Here is an 18,385-nt window from a genome sequence, read left to right as displayed (position 1 = left end):
ACCAGAGTCAATAGCTTGGCTCAACCCTGAGGGCTTATCCCGAACTCAGGTTACAGTTAGGGTAAAGAAGAACCTTGAAAAGATTCCGCCATAGCCACAACAACTTTCCGTTCCCCACTGAAAGGCTCTCTAGCGTGAGATGCCAGCATATTATCCAGCATCAGCACATCGCCAGACTGCCAGGGAAAGATTACTTTGTACTGATCAAGTACGTGCCGAATTTCCTCCAGCACCGTATCTTCAATCGGTGAACCATCTCCGTAGTAAACGTTGCGAGGTAAATTTTCTTCACCGACAATATCCAGCAGCGTTTCCCGTATTTCAGGTTGTAGATTGGATACATGAAACAGATGTGCCTGGTTAAACCAAATCCAGTCATGAGTTCTAGGATGCTGCGTAACAGCCTGACAACGCTGCCGCGTTCTCAACTCACCATCCTCTTTCCACTCAAATTCGATGGTATTTTGTCGGCAGTAATTCTCCACAACGCTACGATCATCCGTATTGAAGACTTTTTGCCACGCCACATCCAGACCGCCTCCATAATTGCGCACATACATCAAACCATGACGGGAAAAACGTTCGCGTATTGACGGATTCATGGCATTATAAATCCGCCGGTTATCGGCAATTGGCGTCTCGCCCCCGGACTGAGCACTGGTAATGCAGTAGAACCAGATTTTCATCGGCCAAGATAACGTATAAGCTTGCTCACTATGCAAAGGAATAGTTTGATGCGCGGGATATTCGGTCGATGTATAGATACCTTTCGCGACATTGCTACGGGGTGTAGACCCGAACTCATAGGACAGTAAGGGATGGCCAAAGCTTTTGACAAAATTATGAAAACCATCGATACCGCCCACCTCAAACCCACGAAACAATAAACCACCGCAATTCAAGAGATACTTATCTACCAATGCGGATAATTTTTCATGGCTATCAGCAAGAGAAGAAACGGTGCTTTCTGCGGAGATAACCAAGGGAAGATCTCCCTGGCTGGCACCTAATTGAGAAACTATCACATCAGCATTAGACATAATCGTTAATTCAGCGCTAATTTAGTGGAGTATTGAACAGATAGGTTTTTCTGCTTAGCGACATTCATACAATCTTTGATATGTGTTCGAAGATATTGAAGAACCGCATCCTGACTTTCATGAATGAAAAAATGCTTTCCCTCAAATTTCATCAAACTGCAACGCTCACCAGCTTGATCCAGCCAAGCCAGCAGTTCTTCACTGGTTATATCTTCATCTCTGCCACTAATCACTGCCAGCGGACAGGATAATTTCTCAGAACAAGGCACATACGTGTAATTCTTACACAATGCAAAATCAGACTGGATAATCGGCAGCGTCATCTCCATCAGCTCTTTATTATTGATGACTTCATCCGGCATACCCCCCAGCTTTTTCAGATGGGATATTAAGTCATCATCCGTTTTCAGTGCCTCCAACTCCTCAATACATCGCTGTCGCTGCGTCGGCGCCGATGTACCTGAAACAATCAAGGTAACGGGCGCCGGAACATCAAATTCTTTCAACTGGCGCACCAGCTCAAATGCCAGGATCGCGCCCAGACTATGCCCAAAGACGGCATATGGCTCATCGTCAATACGGCATTTGACATCTTCCGCCAATTGAATCACCAGCTCTGCCGTGTTCGTTCGCAAAGGCTCATCCATGCGCATTCCTCTGCCCGGCAGTTCCACCGGGCAGACTTTTAGCCAAACAGGTAACTTTCGTTGCCATTGATAATAGACGGCAGCACTTGCACCAGAATAAGGTAAACAAAATAACTTCATTGCAGAAGACTTTAGCTTGCAGCAGATTCAGAAACTGTTTTTTTCTGTTTCTTATTCTTTTTCTTGGATACATCTTGAAGCTCTTTTTGCTGAGCTTCCATGGCTTTGCGTAAACTCAATGGACGCATATCTGTCCATATTTCCTCAATGTACTCAAGACATTCTTTTTTGTAGCCGCTTTTGCCAGCCTTGCGCCAGCCTTTAGGCATTTCCTTGTAATCCGGCCAGATGGAATACTGCTCCTCGTGATTTACAACTACCTGAAAAATAATATCTTCACGATCAAATACTGATGTCATAAAATCCTCCTGATTTAAAAACTATGTCATTAACTTCCAACTGTGTTACATCTAATAAAAACTCTGCACAAAACCGATTCCATCATTGCAAGAAAAAGCCTCAGCTGCGAGTGAAGCCTGGCGGGCAACGACATGGCAATCTATAAACTGCAGATTTAGCGAAAAACCTGGATTGCTTCACGCCGCTGGCGTTCGCAAAGACAGAGTTGTGAAAGGTTCTCTAAATAATCAACCTTTCATAAGGCTATTCAGCTTTCTTCTGTAATGCTGCAACCAGAGCATTTCCAAAGATCACTGCAATTCGATCTATTTCCTCTTCAGAAACAATCAATGGTGGAAGGAAACGTATAACGCTGCTATGCCGCCCTCCCGTTTCCAAAATCAACCCGCGTTTCAGGCATTCCTGTTGTACTCGTGCAGCCAATCTTCCATCAGACGGATAATGGCCCTGAACATTCGGTATTTGATCAGGATCCACCAGTTCTACGCCTAACATTAAGCCACGTCCCCGCACATCTCCCAATTGTGGATAGGTGCGCTGCAGTTCCTGTAAATGGGATCGTAATCTCATTCCCATGGCTGACGCGTGGCTGGGGATATCGTGACCAATCAAATAGGCCATCACAGCTGATCCTGCTGCCATGGCCAGCTGGTTTCCTCGAAAGGTTCCAGCATGGGCACCTGGTCGCCAGGTATCCAGCTGATCACTGTACACCAGCACTGCAAGCGGTAAGCTGCCGCCAATAGCTTTGGAAAGTATGATGGCATCTGGCATAATTCCAGCTCGCTCGAAAGCGAACATCGTTCCTGTACGCCCAAATCCAGTTTGAATTTCATCTACTATCAAGGGGATACCGGCTGCTTCAGTAATACGGCGCAGCCCCCGTAACCAGTCGAGATCTGCCGGTATGACACCACCTTCTCCCTGAATGGCTTCAACAATTACCCCTGCCGGCAACTGCACACCGCTTTCAGGATCGGTCAGCAGGTTCTCGATGTAATTCAAATTTGCTCTGATTCCCTGCTCGCCCCCCAAACCGAAGGGGCAACGAAAGTCATAGGGATAGGGTAAGAACTGAACGTTATTGTTCAGGATGGCGCCGAGCGGGGTTTTTGGCCCCAAGTTACCCATCAGGCTGAGTGCACCCTGACTCATGCCATGATAAGCGCCATGAAAAGACAGAATCATGCTGCGTCCGGTTGCAGTGCGGACCAATTTCAGTGCCGCTTCAGTTGCATCGGTACCACTAGGCCCACAGAACTGAATCTTTACCTGATGACGCATGGATTCAGGTAACAAACTGAAAAGATCCTGAACAAACTGGTCTTTTATCGGTGTGGAAAGATCCAATGTCAATAACGGCAGGTCATTATCCAGGACTCTACGCATTGCATCGATCACAACAGGATGATTGTGCCCCAATACGAGCGCTCCCGCTCCCGCCAGACAATCGATATAGGTTCGTCCTTCAACATCCTCAACGTAGACACCTTTACCTTTTTTCAATGCAAGTGGAATACGCCGAGGATAACTGCGCGCATTGGACTCCTGCTCCTTTTGACGCTCCAACAGTGGAGATTCCTCAATTACATAAAGCGGGTCTCCGTTATCAGCACCGGCCAGAGCCAAACTTCCATCATTCATTAGCATGACAATATCCTTTTCTTTATTCCTGCTTGTTAAGAACCCAGACACCCACTCCAGAGAAAATTTCAAATCACCGAAAACTATAAATCCCGTACGACCCGAAAACCCAGCCAATCGCCTATAGTCTCTGCCGGACGATCGTTGCGATTACCGGAACGAGAAAAAATGGGTGGTTCAATCCAATCGTTTCCACGAATTTGTCTCACACTACAGTCACCCCCTTCGATCCACGCACTCCCATCATCGGGAGCGCCTACGTAGGCATTGAAATGGTTGCCATGGAAACAATCAACCACCCATTCGTGAATATTGCCATGCATATCAAACAGACCAAACGCATTTGGTGGGAAGCTGCCAACCGGTGCGGTATATTTAAACCCATCCTGGTCTCCATCCAGATTGGCATGCTTATTGATGGTGAATCCTCTTTCTTCATCAAAGGGGAAAGGAAAAGGACCTTCTGAACCTGCTCTGGCGGCATATTCCCATTCCGACTCACTCGGCAAGCGGTAAGGCTTTCCTGTTTTTCCAGCCAGCCATTTCGCATAATTCTCTGCGTCGTGATAAGTCATACAAACTGCTGGCTGGCGTGATTCATAGGGATAACTGGGCTTACCTTCAGTACAGGCCCGCCCGGGGCGCGTATCACCACTCCTCCGTGGAGCATTGGTTTCCTGTATATACGCTTCCCATTCTTCGGCTGTTACCGCATAAATCCCGATAGCAAAGGGTTTACTGAACGTTACTTTGTGCTGCGGACTTTCATCAGGCTGATAACCACGTTCATCTTGAGGCGCCCCCATTATGAAACTACCAGCCGGCAAAACAACCATTTCGGGGCAAATATCACAATCTTTAAATGATGTACCGGGCTTTATCGCATCCGTTGCAGACTGTGCATTTACCTGATAACTGTTACCCAGCAAGATCATTGCTAAACATAGAATCTTATTCATAGCTGATATTCTCTAAGGAACCTCTGAAAAACTACCTGCGTTGCCACTTCCACGTTAAAAGTCGGCTCAAAATGCTCATTTATTACATATAAACTCCGCTTTTTTACCGATTTTTGCCTTGAACTGACTGCTTCGCTGACGTTTTTCAGAGGTTCCTGAACTATTTCTCGTCGTATCCGAAGGCTAATTCCTGCAAAAGCAGGTTATTAGGTATAACGATTCTCAGATAGCGGAATTTAATGTGATCCAGAAAATGTTTTTGACTATCGAATAACAATCACAAAAAGCTGCTGGAGTTACAGTCATAAGGTTTCAAGCTGCGTCATCAAATCACTCAAACGATCCACTTTTTCCTCAGTTATGACAGTCACCGCCAGTCCATCTATATATTCAGCCAGGGATTCAACCGTATGGCATTCGAACATCGCTCGCAATGGTACTTCCCGTTGCAAGGTTTTCTGTATGCGCGACGCGATCTGGGTCGCAAGCAAAGAATGACCACCCAACTGGAAAAAATTATCGTGAATGCCCACTTTCTCTACTTTCAATACATCAGCCCATATCTCTGCCAGGCTTTGCTCTAAAGAATTGCGCGGGGCCACATAAGTCTGTTCCAGCAGACTACCGATTTCCATGAATGGCAAAGATCGGCGATCCAATTTGCCGTTACAGTTGCGCGGCATTTCGGGCAGCACTTGCCAGTAAGCAGGCACCATATAATCCGGCAGACGGCTGCCCAGCCATGACTTGCAACGTTCGATGAATTCTGACTGTGGATTGATAGATGTATTTTCTACGGGACTGGAGATTTTTGCTGATGTCAGATAACCGACCAGATACGCGCCATTCGCACTAGTCTGGGCTATAACTGCAGCTTCCCGGATTTCCGGGATATCGAGCAGACAGGATTCGATTTCACCCAACTCAATACGGAAACCGCGAATTTTGACCTGCTGATCCACTCGTCCCACATATTCGAGCAGGCCATCACGGCGCCGCCGGGCCAAATCGCCGGTACGGTATAACCGCTCACCGGCTTCTCCCAAGGGATCGGGCAGAAAAGCCTGTGCTGAACGCGCGGGATCCGCCAGATAGCCCCTGCCTACCCCGGTTCCTGCGACATAAAGCTCACCGACAGTACCAGTCGGCACCAGGTTCAATGCTTCATCCAGCAGATAGATACGGTTATTGTCCGTTGGTAAACCGATCGGCAAGTAACTTCCAGTGGTCGAATCCTCGGTAATGGTGAAAAAAGCTACATCGTCTGAACACTCGGCGGGGCCGTAGGCATTCACGAGGCCAATCGTCGGATAACGTTTCAGCCATTGCTTCGCCAACTGAGGCGGCATTGCTTCACCGGTAGGCAGCAGCCAGCGTAAAGCAGGTAACGGCTGATCACATTCATCCAGCATTCCCTGGATGACTGCCGGTACACTTTCCAGCACGGTGATATTTTCCTGTACAAGATATTCCAACAGCACCGCGGGATAATGGGCAATTTCATTGGGAATGATTGCCACCCTGCCACCGAACAAAGGTGCGGCCAGGAATTGCCATACGGAAATATCGAAACACTGAGAGGCGGTCTGAGCGATGACGTCATCTTCACCCAGCTTCAGATAAGGTACCTTGCTCAGCTGGTTATTGAGCATACCCTCCTGAGTCACCATCACGCCCTTGGGTTGACCGGTGGACCCGGAAGTGTAGATCACATAGGCCAGATTATCGGCACAACCGTAAATTCCCGGATTATCTTCAGCTGCTGAGCCTTGTTGCACCTCTTCCCAAATGACCAGTTCCGGACGAGATACCTCCGGACATAATGCCAACAACTTAATTGCCAGTTCTCTCTGGCTCTGATTGCATACTAATACTGGTGTCCCGCTGTTATGAATCATATCTACCAGACGCTGGACCGGATGATCCGGATCCAAAGGCAGATAACCCGCCCCTGCCTTGAATGTGCCGATCATCATACCCAGCAGAGGCAGACTGCGTTCGGCCAGGAGTGCCACCGGCCGATCTGCCATATTGCCTAATGTCAGCAAATGATGACCCAGGCGGTTGGCGTATCGGTTTAATTCACCATAACTCCAGCGCTGATCGAAACAGGAAGCGACGATGCGTTCCGGGTGAATCGCTACGCTCTCTTCGAACAAACGAACATAGCTTTGCAGTGGATAATGGCGTTCAGTCTGATTGCCCGTCTGCATCAGGAAGCTGGCTTCTTCCACACTGATCAGGGGTATATCTTCCAGATTCTGGTCGAAACCATTGATCAGCACCAACAGCAAGCGCTGAAACTCGCCCAGCATCGCTTCAATGGTGTCACGATCGAAATAACGCTGGTCATAAGAGATATGCAAGCCCAGTGTGTCACTCGGGTAGCAAACCGCGGTCAGCGGGAAATTGGTATGGGTGCGGCCAGAATCAGAAGTAGCATTGAACTGGCGCGCCTGATCCAGCACCGACATTTCAACCGGTGCATTTTCGAAAACGAATAAACTATCGAACAGGGGCTCACCCTTAGGCACTTCACTGCAACGCTGAATATCGACCAGCGATAAGTATTCATGGTCACGCAGTTCAAGATTGTGATCCAGCAACTGGCGGAGCCAATCGTTTACGGAGCGACTCTCGTCCACATCGGGGAAGGCCACTCGCAGCGGAATACTATTGATGAACAGTCCTACAGTCTGCTGCAGTTCCGGTAAATGTGTGGGGCGTCCCGCTACCGTTACGCCGAACAATACGTCGCGCTGCCCGCTGAGGCGTCTCAGTACCAGCGCCCAGGCACCCTGGGCAAACGTATTGATGGTCAACTGATTCCGCCGCGCCAGTTCCTGCAGTCGTCGGCTGTCCTCGATGTTCAGGCGACTGTAACAATCGCCCACGATCATGCCGCCATTATCCCCCGCATGCTCGCGCAGCAAAGGCCGATCACTGGCAATCGGTGTAGCGCTGGTGAAATCCCGCAAGTTCTGCTGCCACCACTGGCGGGTAGCCTCCAGATCTTGTCGGCCCAGCCACGCAATATAGTCGCGATAGCGCGGTGGCACAGGCAAAGAAGGCGCAGTGCCTTTGATCAGGGCACTGTAGATGATGAAGAAGTCCCCCATCAGCAATGACCGGCACCAGGCATCGATCAGGATATGATGATTACTCATCATAAACCAGTAGCGTGCTTCGTCAATACGAATCAGACGCAGGTGGAACGGTGGCGTGTTCAACAGATCAAATCCTGCTTCCCGCTCTGTTTTTAACAAATCCTGCAAACGCTGCTCATTGATTTCCTCGGAGGCATCCCTCCAATCCAGATAATCCACCGGTACCTGATAGGATTTATGAATGATCTGCACCATGGCTTCACCCGCATTCCAACTGAAGGAAGTGCGCAATGCCTCATGGCGCGCTACCACGGCCTGCCAAGCCTGGGCAAAACGTTGGGGATCCACTGGGCTGTTGATCCGGTAACGATCCTGCATGTAATAAATGCCTGTACCTGGCTCCAGCAGGGTGTGAAGCAGTAATCCCTCCTGCATGGGAGTCAGCGGGTAAATGTCTTCAATCTGTACAGCAGGTATCGGTAATGCATCCAACTGAGCCTGAGACAGTTTCGCCAACGGAAAATCAGAAGGGGTAAAACCACCCGCACCTTCCGTCAAGCAGCGATCAATCATCTCTTCCAGGGCTCGACGGTAACTCTCTGCCAGTGCAGTGATGGTTGCTTCTCGGTAACGCGCTGCACTGTAGGTCCAACGCAGACTCAATTCGCCCCCCTGCACCTGGCCATCGACACTGATCCAGTTTGGCAAAGGTGCTTCAGGATCATGGTTACCGCTCACTGGAACATCCACCCAATGGAACAGCCCGTCATGATCGAGGCCCTGATCGATCTGCCCGAGATAATTGAATGTAATCCGCGCTTCGGGAAGTGCTCCCATTGCTTGTTGCAGGGCATCATCTGCCAGATAGCGCAAGACACCATACTCCAGTGCATGGGGCTGTACAGCTCGCAGTTGTTCCTTGACAGCCTTAATGGCTGCTCCTGGGTCGGATATCCCAAGGGTAAGGTGTACCGGATAAGCAGTCGTAAACCAGCCGGTGGTCCGGGTCAAATCCAGAACGCCATCCGGCATATCCCGCCCATGACTTTCCAGCTGTATCAATGTGGAGGATTGATCTGTCCAGTCACACAACGCCTGAGACAAAGCAGTCAACAGCAGGTCATTAACCTGGGTTCGATAGGCTTTGGGTGCACGCTGCAACAGGGATTGGGTCTGCTCGCGGTTCAGCCGCATCGTCACAGTAGCGGCCAGTTTCTCCAAGTTCTCACCCTCAGGGAAATCGCAGGGAAAAATCTCATCATGTACTAATTTCAAGGTATCCGAAGATACCTCAGGGCGCAGATAAGATTGCCACCAGGTAAGCGCTTCAGGCATCACTTCACTGTCAGCATAAGTATGCAGATGCATGGCCCAATCACGGAAAACACTGGTCTTTTTCGGCAAGCAGATCGCTTCTCCCCTACACAACTGCCGGTAACCTTGCTCAAGATCCTCAAGCAAAATACGCCAGGAAACACCATCTATCACCAAATGATGAATGACCAGCAGTAAACGCTGATGACCCTCCGGTCCATTAAGCAATAAACCACGCAGTAACGGTCCCTGTGACAAATCCAGGCTGCGCTGAATGGTATCGCAGTAGTCCGATGGAATTTCCGACAGGCTGGCTACATTTTTGACGGTCAGCAGACTCTGATCCTCAGTATCCAGATCCCGATATACCGCCTGCCAATTACCTTCCTGTTCGGTAAATGTCAGTCTCAGACTGTCATGATGGCGAACCAGGTGCTGCAAAGCCTGTTCCAAGAGTTCCGTATCGAGAGGCTCATCCATATCCAGCCAGATGGCCTGATTCCAGTGATGAGGATTTGGTATGTCGTTCTCGAAAAACCAGTGCTGGATCGGCGTCATTGGTGATGGACCGGTGATATCTCTCTGGTCAATGACATCCTGATCGTCCGGCACATCCTTACTCACAGCCACTACTGTAGCCAGCGCGCGAACAGTTTGATGCTGAAACAGATCCCGGGGTTTGAAATGAATACCCTGTTTGCGTGCACGGCTAACGACCTGAATGGAGAGAATCGAGTCGCCGCCGAGCTCAAAGAAGTTATGGTCTAGGCTCACCTGATCTACGTTCAACACACTTCCCCAAATGGCAGCCAATGTCTGCTCCAACTCACTGCGAGGCGGTTCATAATGTTGCTGCCATGCTGATTCAGGTGCCGGCAACGCCTGACGATCCAACTTACCGTTGGGCGTCAGGGGCAGATGGTCCAGTACCATCAGTTGCGCCGGTACCATGTAGTCCGGCAACTGTTGACGGAGATGTGCCTGGATCCGCGCTTTCAAATCCTCAGCAGGCTCAGTCACGCTGTCAGTCACACTATTGGCATCGTTGTCACCACTGTATTTTCCCAGCCCGACATACCCCACCAGCTGCAGATGTCCGCCATGATCCAGGGCGATGACAGCAGCTTCCCGTACCTCAGGCAGAGCCAGGATGCATGACTCTATTTCACCGAGTTCAATGCGAAAACCGCGGATTTTTACCTGATCATCCGTGCGGCCGATGTATTCCACCAAACCATCTGGATTCATGCGCACCAGATCGCCGGTACGATACAACCGATCAGCGATGCGAGCCGGCTGATCATTACCGAACTCATCCATGATGAGATCAGCAAAAGGATTCGGTACGAAGCGCTCAGAGGTCAACCTTGGACGATGATGATAACCACGAGCCAGCCCGGCACCACCGACATACAGTTCACCCGTCGCCCCTGGCGGAACCAGCAGCAGGTTTTCATCCAGAATATACGCAATCCGATCGCCTATGACACGGCCTATGGGCAGACTGGCTACGCCTTGCCGGGATTCTCCTGCAATCGATGCAGCCAGCGGCATGACCACGGTTTCCGTAGGGCCGTAGGCATTGAAGAAATGATCCGGCTGGAACGCCTGGTGGATTATCCGCCAGTACTCGCCAGTCAGAGCCTCGCCGCCGGTAATACACAGACGCACCCGCCATTGCGCTGTGTTATCACGCAATCCAGCCTCGCTGACCCATTGCGCCAGTTGGCAACCATAACTAGGTGTGAACCCCAGAATAGTGACGCCATGCTCGACGATCAGTGGCGCAACTTCTTCAACGGCCCACTGCCCCTGGGCACGTAACACAACCTTTGCTCCGCACAACAGAGGTGTCAACAAACGCTCGGTGGCAGCATCGAAATTAATGGAATAAAAGTGCAGTTCGCAGTCATCAGCAGTCATACCGAATTCACGAATGACTGACTGGCAATGCATGCTCAGCGGGCCATGGTTTACTACCACCCCCTTGGGCCTGCCAGTAGAACCGGAGGTATAGATCAGATAGGCCTGATGCTGAGGTAAAGTCAGGTCGATCGGTTCGCTGTCCGGATAATTCAGCAGAATCTGCACTTCATCCTCCAGGCACAAACGCTCGACACCCTCGGGTAATTCACCAAGTGACTCGAAAAGCTCCCGATAGCTGAGCAGCAATCTGATGCCGCTATCTTCCAGCATGTAATACAAGCGATCCCGCGGATAATCGGGATCGAACGGCACGTAGGCAGCCCCGGCCTTCAGAATTGCCAACAGGCCGACGACCATGTCGAAGGAGCGTTCCAGCGCCAGTCCCACCCGCTGCTCCGGTTTTACACCCAGCTCCCGCAGGCGATATGCCAGACGGTTTGCCCGACACTCCAGCTCTCCATAACTGAGCACCTGGCCGTCGACGACCAGCGCTGGCGCATCCGGTGCAGCGGCTGCCTGCCGGGAGAACAACCGATGGACCGGCAACCAGGTTGCCGAATCGCTCTCCTGCCCTGGCGCCGCTTCTGGTGGGTTCAGCCGGGTGATCAACTGACGATATTCGTCAGCCTCAAACATGGGCAACTCGGCAACAGGCTGCCCCGGATCGGCGACCATCGCTGCCAGCAAATTACGCCAATGCATGGCGATGGTAGCCACCCGGGCTTCATCAAACAGATCGGTACTGTAAGTCAGGCAACAACCCATACGGTTGTCCAGTTCCGTCACTTCGAAGTTAAGATCGAATTTGATGGCTTTTGCATCGTTGACGATATATTCCACGACCATTCCGGCCAACTGGCGTGTTTGCTGGAATTGCCAGCGCTGTACATTGCACATCACCTGGAACAGCGGGTTATAGGCAGCGCTGCGCTGGGGCTGAATCGCATCGACGAGCTGATCAAAGGGCAGATCCTGATGGGATTGAGCGTCGATTACCGTCTGCCGGACCTGCCCTAAAAAGTTTTCCGCCGTCATCTCACCACTGAGTTGGCAGCGCAATACCTGAGTATTGAGAAAGGCACCGATCAAGCCTTCACTTTCAGGGCGGATACGATTGGCTACAGGCACACCGACCCGCAGATCGGATTGACCGCTGTAGCGGTACAGCAGAATGGCCAGGGCAGCGACTGCCGTCATGAAGAGCGTCATTCCCTGCGCAGCATTGAAAGACTGGACACGTGCCACCAGATCTTCACTCAAATCGAAACGGTATAGTTCACCTTGATGACTCTGTATCGGTGGCCGTGGTCGGTCGCTGGGCAGGGATAGCAACGGTTGCTCACCCTCCAACTGACGGCGCCAGTATTCCAATTGGCGCTCGCCCTCCCCTGATTCCAGCCATTTACGCTGCCAAACACTGTAATCTAAATATTGCACCGGCAAAGGTGGCAGGGATGACAGAGATGACGGCCGCCCTTCCAGGAAGGCCTCATAGAGTACCGCCAGTTCCCTGGCGAAAATATCCATCGCCCAACCTTCAGTAACGATATGGTGCAAGGTCAGTACGAAGTAATGCTCTTGATCCGAAAACCTGACCAGACAGGCTCGCAGCAATGGACCATGCCTCAAATCGAATGGTTTGTGCGCCTCCTCATCCGCTAAAGTGTTCAACCACTGTTGGCGGCTGGTCGCTTCCAATCCGGAAATATCATGACGCACCAGTACGACGTTCGATTCCGGTGTCACTTGCTGCAACGGTATACCGTCGATATCGGGGAAAGTGGTACGCAGCGCCTCATGACGCAAAATCAATGCCTGCAACGCTCTATCCAAGCAATCCGCATCGAGGTCACCAACGAAACGAGCCATACCGCCGACATTGTAGGCGGGACTGTCCGGTTCCAGTTGCCACAGGAACCACATGCGCTGCTGAGAATAAGACAAGGGTACAGGCTGACTGCGATCGATAAGCTCGATTGGGGGTTGACGATCGATCTGGCCAGCCCGTTGAATACGCAGAACCTGCTCTACATAATCTTTCAGCCGGGAAGCTTCAAACAGAACTCGTAACGGTAAATCCACGTTACAAACCTGGCGGGTTCGGGCCACGATCTGCGTCGCCAGTAGCGAATGCCCACCCAGTCTGAAGAAATCATCTTCCAGTCCGACAGAGGAGATACCAAGCACTTCCTGCCAGATATCCACAATCTGCTTCTCTAATGGCGTTACTGCCGCCACGAATTCACGTACTTGCAGGACAGGTTCTGGCAACTGGTGATAATCCAGCTTACCGCTCGGCATCAGTGGCATAGTGTCCAGCGGAATCAACTGTGTTGGTACCATGTAGTCAGGCAGTTCCCGGGACAATGCCGCCTGTAATGATTCCGACTCTATCTTGCGAGAGTTCTCGGCCGTGAAGTAGCCGATCAACTGTTTGTTGCCAGTGGGGCTCGTGTGTAACCGGACTGCTGCCTGAGCTACGCCCTCTAAGCTGCGCAACCTCTCTTCGATTTCACCCGGCTCGATCCGGAATCCGCGCAGCTTGACCTGTTTATCCAAACGTCCATGAAATTCCAGCGTACCGCTACTGCTCCAGCGTACCTGATCGCCAGAACGGTACAGTCTGGCTCCGGTATCTTCCTCCGTTGCAAAAGGATCCGGCACAAATCGCAACGCAGTTTGTGCGGCATTATGCTGATATCCCCGGGCAAGGCCCATCCCACCGATACAAAGCTCCCCGGACACACCAACCGGTACCAGGGAAAATTCTCCATCCAGCACTCGACAAATTACATTACCCAGCGGTCTACCAATTGGGGAATGTTCACCATCCTCTTTCCGGCATGACCAGAAAGTGGCGTTGATCGTCGTTTCTGTCGGACCATAGCGGTTGTGCAACACTACACCCGGCAAGGTTTCTAGAATCTGGTCACGCAAAGATGCAGACAATGATTCACCACCGGAAAACAGATAACGCAGGGCGGTACAATCCGATACTTTTGGCTCTTCAATAAACTGCTGTAATAAAGGCGGAACAAAATGCAGGGCTGACACTTGGTATTGCATAGCCAACTCTGCCAGTCTGCGCGGATCGCGGTGCTCGCCCGGACCGGCCAGTACCAGCTTGGCCCCGTTAAGCAGTGGCCAGAAGCATTCCCATACCGACACATCGAAAGTGATCGGCGTTTTCTGCAGCAATACATCATCGGCAGTCAGCTGGTATGTATTCTGCATCCAGGCCAATCTTTCACCCACCGCAGCATGGCTGATACCCACACCTTTGGGTTGCCCGGTGGAACCGGAGGTATAAAGTACATATGCCAGATTGTCGCCGTGAAGACTCATTTCCGGTGCATAACCTGGATAAGTATCGAGATCGAGTTCCGCTAGATCAACAGGTGTAACACTACCGGGCAATCCTTCGGGCAACACCCCACGCGTGAGTAATAATTTCGCACCACTGCCCTTCAGCATGTCAAGCAGACGCGCCGCAGGATAGTCTCTATCCAATGGCACATAAGCGCCTCCCGCTTTGAGGACGGCTAACAGGCCAATCAGCAATTGTGGAGAACGATCGATGAGTATGCCGACACAGTTATCCGGCCCCACTCCCTTGGCTTTCAAGTAATGAGCCAATCGGTTGGCAGATTCATCCAGCTCTCCGTACGTCATCGTGCCTCTGTCCCACTGCAAGGCTATCCGATCTCTGTTTTCCACAACTCGCCCGGCGAACAGATCGGGCAACCAGCGATTAGCTCGGTTGCCGGGATTGCACCCCCAGCGCATCAAGTCATCTTGCTCGGTAGCCGTCAGCAGTTGAATATCACTAATACTTTGTCGAGGGTCTACTGCCACTTGCCTGAGCAGCGACAGGAAATGCGCTGCCACACGCGCTATGGTGTTTTCGTCAAACAAGCTCTCTGCATAATCCAGGGATAGTAATAAACGTCCCTTTTCGTCTTCCTCCGTCTGTAACTGAAGATCACACTTGGCCTCACGACTGTGCCACGGCAGTTCTTCTGCCATCAGTCCTGGTAATGCATGCAGAATTCCTCGGTCCCGTTGCTGATGATTGAACATGACATTGAACAGGGAAGTATCACCTGACCGCTCTGCCAAAGATACGCTCAGCTGATCGATGGGTAGATCCTGGTTCGCCTGGGCGGCTATCGTGACTGTCTTTGTAGCTTCTATCAATTGAGCAAAAGACATACGCGATTGAACTTTGCTCCGTATCACCAGGGTATTGACGAAAAATCCTACTATCCCCTGGATCTCACGGCGTCGACGATTGGCATTGGGAACGCCTACCCGGATATCCGATTCACCGGTGTAGCGGAACAGCAATGTCTGAAATGCAGCCAGTAACAGCATGAACAATGTGGCCTCACTGCTGCTGGCCAGTTTACGCAAAGCATCTGCCAATGTATCGTCGACAGGCAGACTCAAGCGGGCCGCTGTCGATCGCTTATCACCATGCCCGCCAACGTGTTCACCTGGTCGTTTGGTCGGCAGTATCAGAACAGGAAATTCATCTTCCAATTGTGCGAGCCAGTAAGCACGCTGCCGATCGGCTTCCTCACCAGCCAGCCACTTCTGCTGCCATTTAGCGTAAGCGCCGTAAGTAACCGGCAAGTCTGGCAGAATGATTTCTCGTTCTTCACAGTAAGCGGCATACCGTTGTGCAAATTCCGCCATCAGGATACTGGCAGACCAGCCATCGACTACGATATGGTGAAAAGTGACCAGCAATAAGTGATCTTCTTCTCCCAACCGTACCAGCGTGATCCGCATCAGAGGACCGGTAAGCAGATCAAACGGAGTCAGTGATTCCTTCTCCTGTATACGCAATGCTTCAGCTTCACGTTCCTCGCCAGGCAGTCGGCTGAGATCGATCGTGTGGACAGCAACCTCCACCACCTCACCGACAGACTGAACAGGGATACCATCCTGTTCGGCAAATCGGGTCCGCAGCATATCGTGGCGTTCCACTAATGCTTGAAAACTGGTGCGTAAACCCGCCTCATTCAGGGAACCACGTAAACGCAATCCGCCGGGGATATTGTAGGCAGCGCCTTGTGGATCCAACCTCCATAAGAACCAAAGCCGTTGCTGTCCAGGTGACAAAGGGAGCTTACTCTGTTCAGTTAGCGCAGGAATATCATTGTTGCCGACCTGGGATCCCGAAGTCTGCTGATCAGCGACGGTGGCCACGAAAGATGCAAGTGTAGGCGCCATAAACAGCCACTGAATATCCAGTGTCAGATTCAGACGTTCCTGCAAAGCAGCCATGAGCTGTACTGCCTTGACCGAGTTACCTCCCTTAAGAAAAAAATTGTCACCGGGTTCCAGATGACCAACCTCAAGAATCTCACACCAGAGAGCACGGATTTCCGCTTCAAGCACCGTCGCGGCAGCAGTCGGTTGATCAGACTTCGTGCCCCTCAGATCATCCCCTTGTACAGGGTAGATAGCGTAGGCTTCGAGACTACCTTCTGCCAGACCGGCACGACATGCGGAACGCTGCAGTTTGCCACTGGATGTCTTGGGTAAAGTGCCAGGACTCAACAAAGCCACCTGTTGCGGGGTTTCCTGATACACTTCAGCGATTACTTGCCGGATGTTATCGATCAATGCCTGGGCTGGTACCAGTTTTTGCAGCTTTTTGCTCACTTCCACCGCAACACCGATCCCTTCAACACCATTCATCTGAACAGCAAATACAGCGACGCGCCCTTTACGAATGCCCTCTATTTCCTCCTCGATCGTGCGCTCAATATCCTGGGGATATAAATTATGTCCACGCACAATCAGCATATCTTTCAAACGACCGGTAACGAACAGCTCACCCGCGCGTATGAAACCTAGATCACCAGTACGCAGCCAAGCGTGATTACCGTCTTGTACAAAGGTTTTCGCCGTGGCATCTGAGTTACGCCAGTAACCCCGGGTAATACTGCCGCCAGCAGTCCAGATTTCCCCGACAGTGTTATCCCCCACAACGGATTGACTATCCGGATCGACGATACGTATTTCCTGCTCGGGTTGATTACGACCACAACTCACCAGTATCGAATCTTTTCCCGCGGCCACTACTTTTTGTGCCAGTTGCTGCTGATCCACTTGCAGCGTTGAGGCACCTTGCCCACGCTTCCCGCCCGTTACAAAAAGGGTTGCCTCAGCCAATCCATAGCAGGGGAAAAACTTATCATCGCTGAAACCACAGGCTGAGAATTTCCGGCTGAACAGCGTCAGACTGTCTTCACGAATAGGTTCTGCTCCTGAGAATGCCACCTGCCAACGCTCCAGGTTCAGGCGCTTCAGAGCGGAATCCGAGATACGTTCGGCACATAACCGGTAAGCAAAATCCGGCCCGCCACTGATCGTACCGCCGTACTGACTGATGGCCTCAAGCCAGCGAACTGGGCGTTCAAGAAAATAGCGCGGAGACATCAGCACACAGGGAACCCCGCTGAAGACGGATTGCAGAAGTGAGCCAATCAGGCCCATATCGTGATAAAGAGGCAACCAGCTGACGATCACATCCTCATCTCCGATTTCAAAACCCTGACGAATCATTAACTCGTTGGTTACCAGATTCCCATGACTTACTTGGACACCTTTGGGTTGCGCGGTTGAACCTGAGGTATATTGCAAAAATGCGATATCGTCTGGCTTCAGTACCGGTTCCTGCCAATATTGCGCTTTGGCACTATCCAATGTATCAACACACAACCATGTGGGACGCTCGATGTCAGAAAGCGCGGAACCATTCCCTAGCAATTGCTGATCAGCCGCTTGCAAAGGTCCGTACAGAACAGAGTTGGTTAGGAGTAAGCGGGGAGTAGCATCTTCAATGATGGAAAAAAGTCGGGCCTGGTGCTGGCGCATGGTTGATTCGGGTGGATAGGCGGGTACTGCGATTACACCCGCATACAGGCAGCCGAAAAAGGTGGCCACATAATCAACGCCACTGGGAAACAGCAGGATAGCTCTGTCTCCCGGATTTGCCATAGTTTGAATAGAGGCTGCGATAGTACGCGCCCGTAAATCCAGTTCACGATAACTAATCTTTCTGCATTCTTCTCCTTGCTCACCAAGAAAAAGTAAGGCCACTTGCTCAGGGGTTTGGGAAGCTCGATCCCGCAATGATTGAACCAGTGTGCGTGGAAGCGCAAATGCGTTGACCATAATCTATCCTGTACTTATATTTTCCTTGAACTGCTGAATGCTTGGGCTCCGTCTATCCTTTACTCAATGAGTGACAGATCAGATAAGGCAAAAAAATCAGAGAAAATTTTATGGGCTCGAAATCAAGCTTTTGTCAG

The 18,385-nt window shown here is 51.1% G+C and carries 6 protein-coding genes; all 6 read right to left on the bottom strand.

Annotation, left to right across the window (positions count from 1 at the left end; all coding sequences use genetic code 11):
* Positions 1-56: 56 nt before the first annotated feature.
* The 6 genes from ABUL11_RS02725 to ABUL11_RS02700 all read right to left on the bottom strand — a co-directional run bounded on the left by ABUL11_RS02725 (position 57) and on the right by ABUL11_RS02700 (position 18,248).
* Positions 57-1,040, bottom strand: coding sequence for a TauD/TfdA family dioxygenase (locus ABUL11_RS02725; protein ID WP_350282325.1), 984 nt, complete (start codon positions 1,038-1,040; stop codon positions 57-59).
* A gap of 5 nt (positions 1,041-1,045) precedes the next feature.
* Positions 1,046-1,807 carry a thioesterase II family protein gene (locus ABUL11_RS02720; protein ID WP_350282324.1) on the bottom strand — a complete coding sequence of 254 codons (762 nt, stop codon included), beginning with the start codon at positions 1,805-1,807 and terminating at the stop codon, positions 1,046-1,048.
* Between the two features lie 11 nt (positions 1,808-1,818).
* A complete protein-coding gene (locus ABUL11_RS02715; protein WP_350282323.1) occupies positions 1,819-2,106 on the bottom strand; it encodes an MbtH family protein in 288 nt (95 codons plus the stop codon).
* 244 nt (positions 2,107-2,350) lie between these two features.
* Complete coding sequence (locus ABUL11_RS02710; RefSeq protein WP_350282322.1) at positions 2,351-3,757, bottom strand: aspartate aminotransferase family protein; 1,407 nt, start codon at positions 3,755-3,757, stop codon at positions 2,351-2,353.
* A gap of 77 nt (positions 3,758-3,834) precedes the next feature.
* Entirely contained in the window at positions 3,835-4,686 is an 852-nt protein-coding gene (locus tag ABUL11_RS02705) for a formylglycine-generating enzyme family protein (RefSeq protein ID WP_502890019.1), read from the bottom strand.
* A 326-nt stretch (positions 4,687-5,012) separates the two neighbouring features.
* The gene (locus ABUL11_RS02700) at positions 5,013-18,248 is read right to left on the bottom strand and encodes a non-ribosomal peptide synthase/polyketide synthase (RefSeq protein ID WP_350282321.1); all 13,236 of its coding nucleotides are present in this window, start codon (positions 18,246-18,248) and stop codon (positions 5,013-5,015) included.
* Between the last annotated feature and the right edge of the window lie 137 nt (positions 18,249-18,385).

The organism is Nitrosomonas sp. (genome assembly GCF_040256045.1).
In the GTDB taxonomy this organism is placed as follows: domain Bacteria; phylum Pseudomonadota; class Gammaproteobacteria; order Burkholderiales; family Nitrosomonadaceae; genus Nitrosomonas.
This window is presented reverse-complemented; position numbering and strand designations above follow the sequence as displayed.

Excerpts from the sequence above, each read along its gene's own strand:
- ABUL11_RS02725 (WP_350282325.1), bottom strand. The coding sequence starts at position 1,040 with ATGTCTAATGCTGATGTGATAGTTTCTCAATTAGGTGCCAGCCAGGGA.
- ABUL11_RS02720 (WP_350282324.1), bottom strand. The coding sequence starts at position 1,807 with ATGAAGTTATTTTGTTTACCTTATTCTGGTGCAAGTGCTGCCGTCTAT.
- ABUL11_RS02715 (WP_350282323.1), bottom strand. The coding sequence starts at position 2,106 with ATGACATCAGTATTTGATCGTGAAGATATTATTTTTCAGGTAGTTGTA.
- ABUL11_RS02710 (WP_350282322.1), bottom strand. The coding sequence starts at position 3,757 with ATGCTAATGAATGATGGAAGTTTGGCTCTGGCCGGTGCTGATAACGGA.
- ABUL11_RS02705 (WP_502890019.1), bottom strand. The coding sequence starts at position 4,686 with ATGATCTTGCTGGGTAACAGTTATCAGGTAAATGCACAGTCTGCAACG.
- ABUL11_RS02700 (WP_350282321.1), bottom strand. The coding sequence starts at position 18,248 with ATGGTCAACGCATTTGCGCTTCCACGCACACTGGTTCAATCATTGCGG.